Source organism: Sulfurimonas sp. (genome assembly GCF_023229105.1).
Classification (GTDB): domain Bacteria; phylum Campylobacterota; class Campylobacteria; order Campylobacterales; family Sulfurimonadaceae; genus Sulfurimonas.
On record NZ_JALNZY010000001.1, the window covers coordinates 1 to 15,991 of the forward strand.

Annotated in this window: 18 protein-coding genes; 15 read left to right on the top strand and 3 right to left on the bottom strand. The window is 36.8% G+C overall.

Annotated elements, in window-relative coordinates; all coding sequences use genetic code 11:
- The first annotated feature begins 186 nt into the window (after positions 1-186).
- Positions 187-2,067: a tRNA uridine-5-carboxymethylaminomethyl(34) synthesis enzyme MnmG gene (mnmG, locus tag M0Q17_RS00005; protein ID WP_295081899.1), complete on the top strand. Its 1,881-nt coding sequence runs from the start codon at positions 187-189 to the stop codon at positions 2,065-2,067.
- A 106-nt stretch (positions 2,068-2,173) separates the two neighbouring features.
- Here the strand turns inward: mnmG and M0Q17_RS00010 are convergent, their stop codons facing one another.
- On the bottom strand, positions 2,174-2,431 hold the full coding sequence (locus tag M0Q17_RS00010) for a helix-turn-helix transcriptional regulator (protein WP_295081902.1): 258 nt from the start codon (positions 2,429-2,431) through the stop codon (positions 2,174-2,176).
- A gap of 110 nt (positions 2,432-2,541) precedes the next feature.
- Here M0Q17_RS00010 and M0Q17_RS00015 point away from each other — a divergent pair, with 110 nt between their 5' ends.
- The 5 genes from M0Q17_RS00015 (at position 2,542) to M0Q17_RS00035 (ending at position 7,298) form a co-directional block, all read left to right on the top strand.
- Positions 2,542-3,396, top strand: coding sequence for a sensor domain-containing diguanylate cyclase (locus M0Q17_RS00015; protein WP_295081904.1), 855 nt, complete (start codon positions 2,542-2,544; stop codon positions 3,394-3,396).
- A 261-nt stretch (positions 3,397-3,657) separates the two neighbouring features.
- Positions 3,658-4,524: a hypothetical protein gene (locus M0Q17_RS00020; RefSeq protein ID WP_295081907.1), complete on the top strand. Its 867-nt coding sequence runs from the start codon at positions 3,658-3,660 to the stop codon at positions 4,522-4,524.
- Positions 4,525-4,585: 61 nt separating this feature from the next.
- Positions 4,586-5,110, top strand: a complete 525-nt coding sequence (gene petA, locus M0Q17_RS00025) for a ubiquinol-cytochrome c reductase iron-sulfur subunit (protein ID WP_295081910.1) — start codon at positions 4,586-4,588, stop codon at positions 5,108-5,110.
- Between the two features lie 15 nt (positions 5,111-5,125).
- On the top strand, positions 5,126-6,340 hold the full coding sequence (locus M0Q17_RS00030; RefSeq protein ID WP_295081912.1) for a cytochrome bc complex cytochrome b subunit: 1,215 nt from the start codon (positions 5,126-5,128) through the stop codon (positions 6,338-6,340).
- Between the two features lie 10 nt (positions 6,341-6,350).
- Positions 6,351-7,298 carry a c-type cytochrome gene (locus tag M0Q17_RS00035; protein ID WP_295081914.1) on the top strand — a complete coding sequence of 316 codons (948 nt, stop codon included), beginning with the start codon at positions 6,351-6,353 and terminating at the stop codon, positions 7,296-7,298.
- Between the two features lie 99 nt (positions 7,299-7,397).
- Here M0Q17_RS00035 and M0Q17_RS00040 read toward each other — a convergent pair whose 3' ends face one another.
- Positions 7,398-7,862 (bottom strand): RDD family protein, encoded by a 465-nt coding sequence (locus M0Q17_RS00040; RefSeq protein ID WP_295081917.1) that lies wholly within the window; start codon positions 7,860-7,862, stop codon positions 7,398-7,400.
- 260 nt (positions 7,863-8,122) lie between these two features.
- On the opposite strand from M0Q17_RS00040, the gene M0Q17_RS00045 reads away from it, so the two are divergent.
- The 5 genes from M0Q17_RS00045 (at position 8,123) to M0Q17_RS00065 (ending at position 12,525) form a co-directional block, all read left to right on the top strand.
- On the top strand, positions 8,123-9,352 hold the full coding sequence (locus M0Q17_RS00045) for a hypothetical protein (protein ID WP_295081920.1): 1,230 nt from the start codon (positions 8,123-8,125) through the stop codon (positions 9,350-9,352).
- A gap of 133 nt (positions 9,353-9,485) precedes the next feature.
- Positions 9,486-10,103, top strand: a complete 618-nt coding sequence (locus M0Q17_RS00050) for a hypothetical protein (RefSeq protein WP_295081921.1) — start codon at positions 9,486-9,488, stop codon at positions 10,101-10,103.
- A gap of 113 nt (positions 10,104-10,216) precedes the next feature.
- A complete protein-coding gene (gene moaA / locus M0Q17_RS00055) occupies positions 10,217-11,182 on the top strand; it encodes a GTP 3',8-cyclase MoaA (protein ID WP_295081922.1) in 966 nt (321 codons plus the stop codon).
- Positions 11,182-11,940, top strand: coding sequence for a 7-carboxy-7-deazaguanine synthase QueE (locus M0Q17_RS00060; protein ID WP_295081923.1), 759 nt, complete (start codon positions 11,182-11,184; stop codon positions 11,938-11,940). Before moaA ends, M0Q17_RS00060 begins: the two co-directional genes overlap by 1 nt.
- Positions 11,941-11,943: 3 nt before the next feature.
- Positions 11,944-12,525, top strand: a complete 582-nt coding sequence (locus M0Q17_RS00065; RefSeq protein WP_295081925.1) for a 6-carboxytetrahydropterin synthase — start codon at positions 11,944-11,946, stop codon at positions 12,523-12,525.
- On the opposite strand, the gene glp is transcribed toward M0Q17_RS00065, so the two are convergent.
- Complete coding sequence (gene glp, locus M0Q17_RS00070) at positions 12,522-13,739, bottom strand: gephyrin-like molybdotransferase Glp (RefSeq protein ID WP_295081928.1); 1,218 nt, start codon at positions 13,737-13,739, stop codon at positions 12,522-12,524. The two genes, M0Q17_RS00065 and glp, sit on opposite strands and share 4 nt — an antisense overlap.
- A 37-nt stretch (positions 13,740-13,776) precedes the next feature.
- Here glp and M0Q17_RS00075 point away from each other — a divergent pair, with 37 nt between their 5' ends.
- The 4 genes from M0Q17_RS00075 (at position 13,777) to rsmI (ending at position 15,981) form a co-directional block, all read left to right on the top strand.
- A complete protein-coding gene (locus tag M0Q17_RS00075) occupies positions 13,777-14,184 on the top strand; it encodes a hypothetical protein (RefSeq protein WP_295081930.1) in 408 nt (135 codons plus the stop codon).
- Entirely contained in the window at positions 14,175-14,852 is a 678-nt protein-coding gene (locus tag M0Q17_RS00080; RefSeq protein WP_295081933.1) for a 16S rRNA (uracil(1498)-N(3))-methyltransferase, read from the top strand. The genes M0Q17_RS00075 and M0Q17_RS00080 overlap by 10 nt, the downstream gene beginning before the upstream one ends.
- A 100-nt stretch (positions 14,853-14,952) precedes the next feature.
- On the top strand, positions 14,953-15,153 hold the full coding sequence (rpmE, locus tag M0Q17_RS00085; protein ID WP_295081936.1) for a 50S ribosomal protein L31: 201 nt from the start codon (positions 14,953-14,955) through the stop codon (positions 15,151-15,153).
- A gap of 12 nt (positions 15,154-15,165) precedes the next feature.
- Positions 15,166-15,981 carry a 16S rRNA (cytidine(1402)-2'-O)-methyltransferase gene (gene rsmI, locus M0Q17_RS00090; RefSeq protein ID WP_295081939.1) on the top strand — a complete coding sequence of 272 codons (816 nt, stop codon included), beginning with the start codon at positions 15,166-15,168 and terminating at the stop codon, positions 15,979-15,981.
- Positions 15,982-15,991: the final 10 nt, after the last annotated feature.

A 15,991-nucleotide genomic window follows, 5' to 3' on the forward strand; every position in this document is an offset into this window, starting at 1 on the left:
TCAAGATTTCAAAGCTGCCCTTGTCCGCTAATTCTGTGTAGAGTTCAAAGGCAGCTTTGAAATCTTGAGCGTTGTATGCGTCATGTGCTTTTTTTATCATCAGTTTAAACCATTGTTTAGAATATATTACGCAAATGATACTCAAAAATGATAAAATTCGGCTAAAGAAAAAAATATGGAAATTATATGAATTATGATGTATTGGTAGTAGGCGGCGGACATGCAGGAGTTGAAGCGGCACTTAGTAGTGCAAGAATGGGAGCTAAAACTCTGCTTGTCTCAATGCTTGCCGAAAATGTAGGTGCGACGAGCTGTAATCCTGCAATAGGTGGATTGGCAAAAGGTCATTTGGTTCGCGAAATTGATGCTCTGGGTGGCGAGATGGCTCTTATTACAGATGAAGTCGGCATACAGTTTCGTATACTAAACCAGACAAAAGGTCCTGCTGTTCGTGGAAGCCGTGCACAGATAGATATGGACAGATACCGTGTAATTGCCAGAAATAAAATCTTAACCACGCCAAATCTTGAACTTGTTCAAGAGATGGTAGAGTCTCTTGTTGTCCAAAACAGTGAGATAAAAGGTGTAAAAACCAACCTTTTAAACGAGTATAGCGCTAAAAAAGTGATTATCACAAGTGGAACTTTTTTACGCGGCGTTATACATGTAGGAGAGATAAAGCAAGTAGGTGGACGTTTTGGTGAGCAGAGTAGTGAAGGACTTAGCATATCGTTAAAAGAGTGCGGGCTTGAAATGGGAAGGCTAAAAACTGGAACATGCGCAAGAGTTGATGCTTCATCTATTGACTTTTCGGTTATGGAGAAGCAGGATGGTGATGAAGTTCCAAGTCCTTTTAGTTTTAGGACCGACCGTGATGAGTTTAGAAAAACTAAAAAGCAAATTCCATGTTTCATAGCTTATACAAATGAAAATACGCATAGTATCATAGAGAGTAACTTCTACCGAGCACCACTTTTTACTGGGCAAATAGAGGGAACTGGACCACGTTACTGCCCAAGTATTGAGGATAAGGTTAACCGTTTTAGAGATAAAGATAGACACCATCTTTTTATAGAGCCTCAAACCATGGAAAACACGGAGTGCTATATAAACGGTATGAGCACATCGCTTCCGCCTGATGTTCAACAACAGATGATTCACTCCGTACATGGCATGGAAAATGCAAAGATAGTTCGTTACGGTTATGCTATAGAGTATGATTTTGTGGACCCAAGAGAACTGAAACACTCCTTAGAGACTAAAAAAATTAGCGGTCTTTATTTGGCAGGGCAGATAAACGGAACAACAGGTTATGAGGAAGCTGCCGCGCAAGGGCTTATGGCTGGCATAAATGCAACTCTAAGTCTGCAAGGCAAAGAGCCTTTAATTTTGCGCCGTGATGAGGCGTATATTGGTGTTTTGATAGACGATTTGGTTACAAAAGGCACAAAAGAGCCTTACCGCATGTTTACATCACGCGCTGAGTACAGACTACTTTTGCGTGAAGAGTCGGCAGATACAAGACTGAGCCGCTACGGACATGCTCTTGGACTTATTGATGATGAAATTTATGCAAAAGTAAAAGTAAAAGATGAGCAGATACAAGAGGGGTTAAGACTTTTAAACGAGACTGCTTTTACTCCAAGCAAAGAGTTTCTAGCTGTTTTAGAGAGCATGGGTGAAGAGAAGATAAAAGATAGTATTACAGCTCAGCAACTCATAGCAAGAAAAAGTTTTGATGTACAAAAGATGCTAAAGCTAGTTCCGGAGTTATCGAAATATGCACCGTATATACTTGAAGAGATTTTAGTAGAGGGAAAATATGCTCGCTATGTAGATAAGCAAAGCGAAGAGATACAGAAGATGAAAAAGTACCTCAAGATTGAAATTCCACCAAGTTTTGATTTTAGAAAAATCAGCGGGCTTAGTAAAGAGATAGTTGAAAAGCTAGAAGCTTTCAATCCACCAACACTCCAAGCAGCTTCGCAGATTTCGGGTATTACTCCGGCAGCGATAGAGATACTGCATATATTTATAAGAATTTCTATGAAAAATCAGAAATATTAACAATTTCTTGACCTACTCTACTACATGTAAGCTGTGTGTTAAATTTTTATGACAGCCTTTGTATAGTTCTTGATTTTTTTAACATTATCATAAGAGACAATCCATTTTATAACGTCTTCGGCAACAGTTCACACATATCTATTTCAAGTACATAAGCGATTTTTGCCAGATGCTCTATATTGAAGTGCTGTTTATTATGGTAAATCTCCGCAAGAGAAATGATAGAAACGGATTTATGCCCTATCATCTGCGCTAGTTTTAGTTGACTGAGTCCTTTTTCTGTACGTGCTTTTTTAACATTATTGCCTATTTCTACATGTAGGTCATCTATAAAATCTTCGGGTAAATCTAAAATATCTTTCATTTAATCCAACTTGTTATAAGAAGTTGTAAAGTTTATTAGGATAAAATTTTTCTATCAACTTGTAATAACAAGTTAAAATATAAAAAGTGAATTGAAAAGCAGTAATTTAAATGAAGTATGAATCTTATTTACAATATATTTCTTTAATAGGAAAACATGTACCTATTTCCGTTACCAACACACACGGTGTCATAACTTGCGTAAGTGATGCCTTTTGCAAAATGACGGGTTATTCAGAGCACGAACTTATCGGACAGAAACATTCCCTATTGCGTCATTTTGATACAAGAGATGAAATTTATAGCGACATGTGGAGCAAGATATCACAGGGAGTATCTTGGTATGGACGTCTGAAAAATAAGACCAAATGTAAAAAGACTTTTTTGGTGGACGAATATATAGAACCTCTGTTCAAAGCCGGCGAAGTCATCGGCTATATGGCTATACGAAAAAACGTCACCAATGAAGCGGCATTTGAAAAACTTGCAAAAATAGATCCTTTGACGGGGCTATATAACCGTTATGCTATCGAAGAGTTTTTACGTTTGTTCATAGAAGAAGCCCACAGATATGAGGTAGAGTTCTCCGTTATTATGATAGACTTGGATGATTTTAAAGAAGTAAATGACATGTATGGGCATTTGGCAGGGGATGAAGTTCTAAAAAGCTTTGCGACTATTTTTCAAAAAACGATTCGATTGTCCGACCGTGTAGGTCGTTGGGGCGGAGAGGAGTTTTTAGTTCTGCTTCCGCATGCATCATACGAAGAAGCGTTTGAGTTGGCTGAGCGCGTGCGCGTAAAAACATGCTCTTGTCGATTCGATGAAATAGGATATAAAACCGCAAGTTTTGGAGTTGCGTTGTTTGAAAAAGGAGATACTCTGACATCATTGATAAACAAAGCAGATCAAGCATTATATATATCTAAAAAAAAAGGTAAGAATCAAGTACGTTGTTTTAGATAACCTTGCAATCTCCTCAATATAATCGAACACGAGTGTTATATTTTCGAACTTAAAGATATACCTCTCTTTTGCGTCGTCGCCCCTCTTGGAACTCTGTAAGTTTTACGTATATAGGTTACAGAGACCGCATGAAATTTTTTGTCTTTTTTTATGAGAATTATCCTTTTGAAGTTCTCGTTTAGTTATTTTGATATAAGCAGTATTAATCAGCAAAACAGGTTAAAAGGATAAAATTTTAAAAATTATAAGAGAGATAGAGAAATGAATATCTACTACTATGTACATACTGGGCACAGAATAGGGCTTGACAGATTTAGAAGAGCATGTACGATAATCCGCTTGTTAAAAGATATGGATATTACGCTTCTTTGTTCGGATTTTCGTATTGCAAATGAGGCGAGACATTTTGGTGTGGATAAAGCGGTTGGAATAGATGTGATTAGGAACATTCCTCAAATTGCAAAACATGGCGATAAACTGATATTTGACTCTGAAGAAGCAAATCCTATCATGCTTGATGATATGAGAAAATTTTTCTCCACTTTTATCCGTGTAAGCGATGATAAAAATGATAAAAAAGAGCAGGGAGAATTTTTAATTTCTCCTTATTTAAGTGGCGAGGGCATCTGTAATGCTGTTGCAATAGATGATAAATATTTTCAAGATAAAGAAAAAACAATCAAGCTTTCATACTTTTTCGGCGATGATGATTATGAGAAGGATTTAGAGAAAAATTTAGCTTTTGTTGAGGATTTAAACCCTGATTTACTGCTCGGTTTTTATTACTTTTTGGATTATGAAGATTCCCTAAAAGGGAAGTTTAATAAGCATCATGAGTTTGAAGAGTATGACGATGTCATTCAAAAGTCAGAAATTCTCATAACATCATCCCCTCAAGCCGTTTTAGAAAGTTTAGCATCAGGTGCTAAACCAATATATATTCAAAGAGAGGATTATGCTTCAGATTTTCAAGAATTGTTTAAGAAAATGAACATTCCAATCATCGAAAATTATGAAAAATGTCAACTCTTGACAACATTGAAAAGCCTTGAAACAAGGGAGTATTACAATGTGCAACATAATAGCGATAAATTACGAGATTTTATAAAAGAAAACTTAAATTTATAATTACTTAAAACTATTTTAGTATATAATCAGGCTTTAATTTTATACGAAAGAGAGCTTAGAGATGCATAACAGTAGCCGTAGAGGTTTTATGGGTAAAGCATTTGGTGCCGTTGCAGGTATCGGTGCTGTTGGTTCATTGGTTGCAATGAAAAAGTCTTGGGACCCGCTTCCAAGCGTTAAAGCCGCAGGTTTTACCACTCTTGATATGACAATATATCCAGAAGGTGAACTAGTAACAGAAAAATGGAGAGGAAAGCCTATCTTTGTTTTGAAAAAAACAGCTGAAATGATTGCAAGCCAAACAGAGAGCCAAAAGGCAAGAGATGTTGTCGTTGGAGATTCTCATTTTATGATTGCTATTGGTTTATGCACACACTTAGGTTGTATCCCAGGTTACAATCCCGCAGAGAAGTCATTTTTATGTGCTTGTCATGGCGGTATGTTTAACTGGGCCGGTGAGGTAACTAAAGTTCCGCCACCACGTGCATTTGATATTCCTCCATTTAAAATTGAAGGTAACAATATGATTCTTGGCGAAGTAGGTCCGGAATTTCAAGCTATGAAAGATAGCGGAATAACGCTTTAAAGAGGGGGATGAATTATGGCACATTTTACAAAAGCAACAAGTGTTAAGGATTGGTTAAACCAACGCCTAGCAATTGAAAAAGTTGAAAAGGTTATGGCATCTGAGTATTGGATACCGAAAAATATTAACTTTTTATGGGCAATGGGTATGGTTTTGGCAATTACATTTGCATTACTATTAGTTTCAGGAATTTTTCTTTTAATGTATTATCAACCACATGTTGATTTGGCATTTGACAGTGTAAACTTCACTATCATGAGAGAGGTAGATTTTGGTTGGTTATGGAGACATGTTCACGGGGTAGCTGCATCTGTAGTTTTCTTGGTTATTTATATTCACATGTTTACGGGCATCTATTATGGTTCATATAAGAAGGGGCGTGAGATGATTTGGATCTCGGGCATGCTTTTATTTGTGACTTTTTCTGCTGAAGCGTTTAGCGGATATATGCTTCCTTGGGGACAAATGAGTTACTGGGCAGGTATGGTTATTACTAACATTTTTAGTCTTGGCGATTTGCACTTAAATGGTTTAGTTGAGTGGATTCGTGGAGATTATGTTCCTGCTCAAGCATTCTTAAGCCGTTTCTTTATGCTTCACGTACTTCTTTTACCATTGGCTATTATGGGACTTATAGGGCTTCACTTTGCAGCTCTTCGTATTCCACATGTTAATAATCAAGACGGCGAAGAGATTGATTTTGATGCAGAGAGTAAAAAATACCTAGCTGGCGATAAAGCTGGTTCTAAAGTTATGCGTTTTGCTAATGATTTTATGAGTAAAGATTTAATGGTTGTCGGTATATTCCTTATCTTTTTCTTTTATCTTGTATTTTATAATTACGGTTTTGCACTTGATCCTGTAAACTTTGACCCTGCAGATATGCTTAAAACTCCTGCACATATCTACCCAGAGTGGTACTTCTTGTGGTCTTATGAGATTTTACGTCCATTTTCTGTAAACATCGGTCTAATGGCTTTTGGTTTTGCACAAGTTATCTTTGTTCTTCTTCCATGGTTAGATAGAAGCCCAAATGCTGTTCCGGCAAGTCGTCGTGGTGCATTTAAAGTTTGGTTCTGGTTGTTATTAATCGATATGATTGTCTTGACAGCCATGGGCAAACTACCTCCAGAGGGTATATTCAGCACTATTGGTTTAGTTGCTGCATTAGCGTTTATAGTTTTATGGGTTGCACTTCCATTTATAACTATGAATGAAAAAAAAGTATAAGGAGAATAGGATGAAAAATAAAGAACCTTTAATATTGGTTATTGTTATTGCTTTTGCTCTCCTAACATACTGGTTAGTTGAGCCATTTGCACACTCTCAGATGCATAAACATGTAGAGGGTAAAAATTTTGCTTATGCAGATTTACCGGCTCTTACTAAAGTAGGTAATGCCGCAAACGGTAAAGAACTTACAATGGGAGCTGCCGGTTGTACCGGTTGTCACTCTATCATAAAAGAGGGAGCACCTGCTGGGATGGATCCTGTTACTGCTGCGCAGAGCTATGGTGTAAATCCACCAGATCTAGGTGAAGCCGGTGTTCTTTATGATGCTAAGTTTTTAGCAGAGCTGATTAAAAATCCTGCACATGCACTTAAAGTTGAGCATAAATTTGATGCCGCTAAAGGTCAAATGCACCCAATGGTTGCTTTTTACGGAGCAGGCGGAGATATTGATCAAGAAGTTGCAGACATGGTTGCATATCTGCAATCAATAGCAGTTAAAAAAGATGAACTAACGCCAAAAATGGCATATGAAAATGCTTGTGGTAGATGTCATGAGATGAGATATGAAAAATGGACACAAATAGGAACTAAACCTTCGTTTAAGTTTGAAAAAGATTTATTAGCGTTTGATATTCAAGTGTTAGAGTACCAAAATGCATTAACGGCGTATATGGGTAAACTTCCTCCGGATTTATCAATGTACATCCGTTCAAGAAGCGAGCATTTCTTAAGTACCTTTATCGAAAACCCTCAAGCACATTTAGCTGGTACAGCAATGCCTAGAGTAGGTATTACGGCAGACACTGCGCACAAAGTTATTGAGCATATGGCAAATTCTGGAGATACAAAAAGAGATGAAAGAGCGTCTATTGGAACCAATGTGATGTGGTATATTCTTGTTTTTGCTATCTTTGCATTCCTATGGAAAAGATCAGTTTGGAGAGATTTACACTAAACTATCCAAAATAACTTGCCTCTTCTGAGGCAAGTTTCCTTCAGCAACTTCAAACTCAACTCTAAAATAACAGTATATAAATCACTCAAAAAATTAAAACTACTCTTTTGTACTTACAACTAAAGTATTACAGATGATATCATGAAGAGCTTTTTTGTCTTTTCTATAAAATGGCACAAGGAGCCCTAAAAGTGTAGTAGCAGTAAACAAAAAGGCTACAAACCGCAACAGAGCTCTAAAAAAACTTAGATTTTTCCCTGTTTTATCATCTACAACTTTTAATTCGTAAGCTTTTTTCCCCGGAGTTTGCCCAAACTTGCTCAAAAGCACAGCGTAGATTAGCCCATAGAGAGACACACCAATAAGCGGTGCTAATTGTGAAGACTGAAACGCATCTTTACCATCTAAAGCAACATAAGTTATAAGGTAGAGTATGGGAGCATATATCATAAACAGATCTGTAATAAAAGCTTTTACTCTTGAACTATAATGTGCATAGTGGAGTTTATTTATCTTTTTTTTCTCTGTAATGTGCTTGTTTTTTTTTAGGTTTCTAAATCTCATGGCGCAATTATAACAAAGGAAAAGAACATTTTTAATGTCTAGAAGTATAAAGCAGTGCTTAAAATGTAGAATTAGCAAATAAAAGTCAACAAAATGACAATGAAAGGGTAAATTTAAACTAAATTTAAAAATTAGAGAGGTAGAATATGTGAGGTCGTAATTGCCTATAACTAGAAGTGATATACAAGCTATAAGATTTATAGCGTTATATATCACTTCTATAAAGAGGGTGATTAAGAGACAAAAAACAGGAGAATTAAATGAGAAATATGGTAAAAATGTCAATAGTGGCAGCTTCACTGATTGCAACTACAGCAATGGCTGCAGATAAAGGTATAGATATTACTACTACTGGTCAAGCGGTAGTTTATTATCAAACATTAGCTAATAATGGCGCTGGCGCACCAGATCTTTTTGATCAAGCAACCGGTAGAGCGAATGTGGGTATTCAGTTAAACTTAGATGCAGATCTTAAAAATGGGTTTACGTTTGGTTCAACAATTAACTACCTAGGAACTTTAGGTTTAGAAAAAAACATAGTTTCTGGTACTATGCAAAATACAAATGGTGGGATAGCTGAAAACAATATTGCTGATGATATCTACTTAAGTCAATTGTATATTGCTAAAAAGATTGCTAACACAACTGTAAAACTTGGTCGTCAAGAACTTCCACAATCTCTTTCACCATTTGCATATTCTGAGGGATGGAGTGTATTTAAAAATACTTTCGATGCTGCTTTAGTTGTTAATACAGATATTCCTGATACTACTTTGGTTGGTGCTTATGTTTCTAAAGGAAACTTTAACGCTGCTGCAAATGCTGATATGTCAAGCTATGGAGATCTTAGCACAACAGCAGGTGCTGTAAACAGTACTGCTTATATGGTTACTGCTCAAAATAAGTCTATTCCAGTGGCAACTTTAACGGGTACATATTATTCATTATCTGACGTAGCTGGGGTTGTAGATGCAGATGTTCTTTGGGGAGATGTTGCTATAGCTAGTAAAGATTTACCGTTGGGACTAAACTTTGGTATTCAAGGTGGATCTATCATGCCAGATTCTGGTTTAAAAGATACTGACGCTTTAGGTTTAAAAGCTGGCATGAAAATTGATGCTTTATCTTTAACTGCAGCATATACAACTGTTAATGATGGAGCTGTTGGTATAAGAAATACAGGTGGTATCAAAACTCCACTATATACACAAATGATTCTTAATCAAACTTCTCTATATTTAGACAATGACACTTACATGTTAAAAGTTGCTTATAGTTTTGGAGAAGCCGGTACTCTAATCGCTCAAGGTGCTATAACTGATGATAAATCAGTTGCTGATAGAGATTTAACTGACTTAGAGCTTGTATATAAAGTTAAAGCCGGCGGTGTTGATTTCTTAGCTGCTTACGTTAACCAATCATGGGACGCACCAGCAGGCGCTGCTGATGGTCAAGACTTAGTTCGTGTTGTTGCACGTTATAACTTCTAATAAACATTTAACACGCTAAATGTTTTCCTCTCTCAAGCTCTTGCTTGAGAGTACATCTTTTAAAATATCCGTTTCTTATAAAATATTCAACTCCTTATGATATAATCTAACATAAAAATAAAAAAGAGTAACTATGAAAAAAATTAAAATATTACTAAGTGCAACGGCATTGTTGCTCATAACCGGATGTGCAAATAAAGTTCCATTTGAAGAGAGTGTACCTCTTGAAAATGCATCTGTAGCTTATGTATATATGCCAAATTACAGTGAATTAGTTGAAGGCAGTTCTAATCAAAATTATTCTATAAGAATAAATGATAAAATGGTTGAAGGTAGAATTAAAAGCAATGAATATATGGTGCTTGACTTAAAGCCACAAAATATCAAATTTTCGGCAATAAGAGGTGCTATAGAGGAAAAAACAGTTACCTTAGATTTAAAAGCAGGGGAGACATACTATCTTAGAATCAGAGATAATCTGCAAAACGGTAGTTTCGGTTTTGAAAATGTTTCAAAAGAGATTGCAAAAAAAGAGATTATCAACACTGGTCTTGCCGGCTCAGTTATGGAAGATGCAAGCAATGTTCTTAGTGAACTTGTAGGAACTTCTGAGCCAAAAGAGGAAAAAATAAAAGCTAAAACAGTTACTTCAAAAACTGATGAATTGGAAAAAGCATATAACTTAAAACAAAAAGGCGCTCTAACAGAGGAGGAGTTTAAAGCTCTAAAGTCTGAAATCATCTCCAAATAACTATCTTCTTGTACCTAGTACAAGAAGCCCTCTTTTAATTTTTTCTGATTAGCATCAAACTTTATTTTAGCTCTACAAGATATAATACAAGCAACAATAAAATAGGAAAATATATGCTAATTGATAGCTTTGAGAGGGTAGTTGACTATCTTCGCATCTCCGTAACAGAGAGATGCAACTTTAGATGTCAGTACTGTATGCCTGAGAAGCCTTTTTCATGGGTGCCAAAAGAGAATCTGCTTACATTTGAGGAGCTTTTTTTATTTGTCAAAGTTGCCATTGACGAGGGAATTAAAAAAATCCGCATAACAGGTGGAGAACCGCTTCTAAGAGAAGACTTAGATAAATTCATAAAAATGATTTACGATTATGAGCCTAGCATAGATTTGGCTATGACGACAAATGCCTTTTTGCTCAAATCCACTGCACAAAAACTAAAAGATGCTGGATTAAAACGTTTAAACGTAAGCATTGACACACTAAAACCTGAAGTTGCGCAAAAAATAGCAGGAAAAGATGTTTTAAAGAATGTTTTAGAGGGTGTTGAGGAAGCAAGAGCAGTAGGTTTAAAGGTTAAGGTAAACATGGTTCCTATGAAAAATGTTAATGCAGATGAAATTATAGATGTTTTAAACTACTGCAAAGAGCGTGATATGACGATAAGATTTATAGAGTATATGGAGAACCAATATGCTTCTAAAGAGATAAGTGGACTTAAATCAGATGAACTTTTGGCAACTCTAAGAGAGCATTATGAGTTTGAAGATGAAGGATTTGATGGGGCATCTCCTTCACATTATTACCGTTTAAAAGATGGTTATAGATTTGGAATCATTGAGCCTTATGGGGATGATTTTTGTAAGCAGTGCAATCGTATTCGTTTAACTGCAGAGGGAAATCTTATACCATGCCTCTATTTTGATGAAGCTATGAGTATATCAAAATCCATAAAAGAGGATGATATTGCAGCGGCTGCTGAAGTTTTAAGAGAAGTTGTAAAGAGTAAGCCGGAAAAAAATCGTTGGGGTGGGGAAGATGGAGAAGTTTCATCCCGTGCTTTTTATGAAACAGGTGGTTGATGATATATTTAGTTGAACATTTTTACTCTATCCAAGGCGAGGGACGCTACACGGGTACGCCATCAATTTTTTTTCGTTTTGGCGGCTGCAATATGAAGTGTGAGGGTTTTGGCTGCCAAGAGAGAGCGCCTGATGGCACTAAAATTTTGGGATGCGATACGGTTTATGCGGTAAACAAAGAGCACTTTTTACAAAACTGGATTCCTATAAAGAGTGTAAAAGAGCTATTGGGTGTTTTAGATCTTTATGAGTTGCCAAAAAAAGTAGATATTGTCTTAACAGGTGGAGAACCGCTTATCTATGCAAGTGAGCATATTTTTATAGAGTTTTTAGAAGCGTTGCATGCAGCTGGGCATAGAATTACTTTTGAAACAAACGGTTCATTGGGAGTAGATTTTGAGCGCTATCCAATCTACAAAGAGTGCATTTTTGCGTTATCAGTAAAGCTCTCAAACTCAAACGAACCCTTAAGCAAAAGAGTTAGAGGCAGTGTTATAAACTCCATTGCTACAAATGCAAAGGAGGCTTTTTTTAAATTTTCTATTGATGCCGAGTCTATAAATTTGGGACTTGAGGAGGAGATAGAAGAGATTATTATACATTCGCCTACAACTTCACTTTACTGTATGCCTCTTGGCGGAACAAAAGAGGAAGTTGAAGCAAATACAGCTCCTCTAATAGAGTTTTGCAAGTCAAAAGGGTACAATTTTAGCGACAGACTTCATATACGAATATGGGACCAAAACAGAGGTGTTTAGTTTATGATAATAAGAAAGCTTTTTAAATTTGAAAACGCGCATATAGTCAGGGGATGCTCTAGCATAAAATGCAGAAGCTCTATTCATGGACACTCATACAGAGTCGAACTCCTATTTGAGTCAAATTTTTTAGATAACGGTCAGATGGTTTATGATTTTGGACTTATGAAGCAAAATATGAAAGATATTATTGACGGCTTTGATCATGCTATAACTATATGGAGCGGTGACGATAAAGAGTATATAACAGATATGAAAAAGCACTCTGCTAGATGGGTAGAAGTTCCTCTCTCCCCATCGGCAGAGCAGTTTAGCAGAATATTTTTTGTGCTTATTGACAGACTTTTAAAACTTACTAGTACGGTTAACGGAGAGAGGGAAGTAAAGCTTCACAGTGTAATAGTTCATGAGACGGCGACAGGTTATGCAGAGGCTTTTAAAGAAGATGCTTACTCAGATATAATGGGTAAAATTGACTTAAATGAGATTTTGTTCTCTTTGGAGATACAAAATAGCTGGCAAGACTCTAAGCTCTTTGAGAAGATTAAAAACGGTGAAAATTTCATAAATCCTAAGAGTGTTTAACTGCAGGAGAGGCTTTTTTGCTCTTTTGAGTTGAAACTAAATCTTGTAGAGATTATCTTAACCCTGCTATCCTTTTTTATCAGTTCACACTTCCCATCAGTTATAATATACGCGTTTGAGTGTGCTAAAGGTGTTATCATTCCGGGTGAAAAATTATCGTGTGGGGTAAACTCATAGCCGTCAAAGTAACCGGGAATCAGCGATCTTCTGCCGCCTCTTATGGTGCAGTCATTTGATATTTTTGTCTCTATTGTAGCAATGTATTTTTCCTCATCCCCGCTAAGAGCCAAGATAATGCTTTGAGCAAAAAGTTCAAAATTGAGTGCGGCGGCTAGTGGATTTCCCGGAAGATTGAGCACTAAAGTATCTTTTATGCGACCAAATGTTGTTGGCTTACCGGGTTTAATCTCAATTTTGTCAAAAAATATCTCATACCCGAACTTGCCAAATGCCTCTTTTGTAAAGTCCGCATCCCCGACACTTACCCCGCCTGAGGTTACTACCAAATCGCTCTCTAGAGCACTTTGAATATGTTCATATATAGCATCAAGCGAATCACATGCCGTTCCTATAAAGTCAACTTCGCATCCAAGCTCCTGCACTCTGCTGCAAAATGTAGGAGAGTTTGTGTTGTAGAGTTGATGAGATGCAACGCTCTCAAAGTGCATCTTTAGCTCATTTCCTGAAGCAAAAACAGCCACCTTTGGTTTCTTATGTACTTTTATATGGCTGATGCCCTGTGATGCTAAGAGTGTAATATGGTGCGCATGGATTCGTTGCCCTTTTTTTAGCAGGATGGTTCCGCTTTTGATATCTTCGCCGCATAAACGAATATGTTTTGATGCTTTTATAAAGCCGGGGAGTTTAACGCCGTTGTTAGTTAGCGTAACATCTTCTATGGGAACGATTGCCTCGCATCCTAAAGGAATTCTCGCGCCTGTCATTATTTTGATAGCAAACCCACCCTTTAATGCCTCTTTAGAGTCATCTCCCGCAAATATTGTATGCTCTACCGTTACCTCTTTAAGAGCATCTGCAACTTTTACGGCATAGCCGTCCATTGCCGAGTTGTCGTATGGTGGAAGATTGTGACTTGCCGTAATGTTCTCTGCCAAAACAGAGCCTAAAGCCTCTTCAATCGGTAATATTTTAAGTGATTTTGCCTTAACGTTTTTATAAATATAATCAAGCGCTTCTTCTATAGTAACAGCCATGTTTCTTCTTTTTCTCTTTTTATTGTAATATTCCACCATGAATGAAATGTATGATATGAGTATTGTAACACACAACTGGGGTGTTACGTTAGTGTTGGGCGTAATTTTTGTAAATATTTTTATGCTCTTTGGTATAAAAAGTTTAACAAAATATACAAAAGCAATGTCGCTTTTTACGCCGATTGTTGCAACGGCTATAGGTATGGTTGTTTTTACGGGTGTTGTTATGATGGCGGCAAAACATCTTGATTTTACGATAGAAAATATCATCATGATACTTTTTGCATTTCTGCTTATTTATCTTGAGATAAAGCGTGCAAAAGGGCTTAAGAAAATCAACAAAAAAGAGCCTGATACATTTAAAAACTTTAAAGCATATGCGTTTAAAATTTTTCTTTTGCAGATATTTGTGACACTTAGTATCTCATTTTGGATGTGGCTTTGATATATATACTTGATGATGAAGCAGGGAAGCAGGCGCTGCATGTAAAAGGGGAGCTGCATAAATATCTCATAAAAGTTCGTCGTCACAAAGAGGGCGATGAGATAAATTTCAGATCAAGACAAAACATAGAGATTTTGCACAGATATAAAATAGAGACAGTTGAACCAAGGAGTGCAGAGTTGTCTCTTATCTCTTCAGATATACATGAGGTCAAGAGTGAAAAATCGCTCCATATCGGCTGGTGCACAATAGATGCAAACTCTATAGAAAAGGTTCTTCCATCTCTTTGTGAGATAGGCGTTGCAAGAGTGTCGTTTATAACATGCCAGAGAAGCCAAAAAAACACTAAGCTTGATTTTAAAAGATTTCAAAGAATTATAGAGGCTTCAATGCAACAGTGCGGAAGAAGCACATATATTGAGTTTGATACCTATAAAAACGTGGAGGAGTTTGTGACAAAGTTTCCCGACGTAAATGTATTTGACTTTTGTGATGAGGTTTTAGAGGAGTATAGCGCCGTTAAAACGGTTTTAATTGGCTGCGAGGGAGGTTTCTCTTTAAGTGAGAGAGAGCTTCTTTCATCTTTAAAAAGATTCCGACTAAACACGCCGATGGTTTTGCGCTCAGAGAGTGCAGTTGTTGCGATAGCTAGTAAAATACTGCTTTAAGATATTTTTTGCTATAATCCGATTTCTAAAAATCCGCCCCCATACGGATTTAAAAAATATATAGATATTCGCACACAAACGAGTATCAAAAGGCAAAAAAATGAAAAAAGATCTTCACCCAAAATTAGTAACTTGTACAGTAACATGCTCATGTGGAAACACTTTTGAAACACAAAGCGCGAAAGAAGAGATGAGAATTGACATCTGTAATGAGTGTCACCCGTTTTTTACCGGTTCTGAGAGAATGGTAGATACAGCAGGAAGAATTGAAAAGTTCAACCAACGTTACGCAAAAAAATAATCAAGATTTTTCTTGCTTACACTTGTTCCAACTCCGATTGGAAATATAGGCGATATATCACTTAGAGCAATAGAAGCTCTAAGTGATGCCGATATACTTTTATGCGAAGATACTCGCGTTACGAAAAAACTTATCCACATACTCAAAGAGCGCTACAACACCTCTTTTAAATCCGAACAAAATTTTATCTCCCTTCATTCTCATAACGAAAAAGAGTTTATAGCCACTCTTGAGAGCTCTTTTTTTGAACAAAATGTTATCTATGTCAGTGATGCTGGGATGCCTGGAGTTAGTGATCCGGGTCAAGCACTTGTTAGATACTGCCAAAAAAATGGTGTCGTTTATGATGTTTTGCCGGGGGCTAATGCGCTTTTAACTGCTTTTGTAGCAAGCGGATTTGTAGAGACAAAGATGCTTTTTTGGGGATTTTTACCTCATAAAGGCAAAGAGAGGACAGCTTCGCTTCTTGGAGCACTCGGTAGCGGGTTTACCACGGTTGTTTATGAATCTCCGCATAGACTCGAAAAACTCTTAGATGAGCTAGCTTTCGAGGAACCGACAAGAGAGATATTTTTGGCAAAAGAGCTTACGAAAAAGTATCAGCGCTACTATTTTGGAACTGCTGAGGATATTAAACAAAAAGTTGATGCAAATCTTCGTGGCGAGTGGGTTGTAGTTATTAGTGCAGCTGAGGCACAAAATCCAAGCGCAATAAGTCAAAATGATATTTTAGAACTTGATTTGCCTAAGAAAGTTCAGGCAAAGCTTATCTCTAAAATAACGGGCGAAAATACAAAAGCCTGTTATGAGAGACTCTTAAAGCTATAGATATATACTA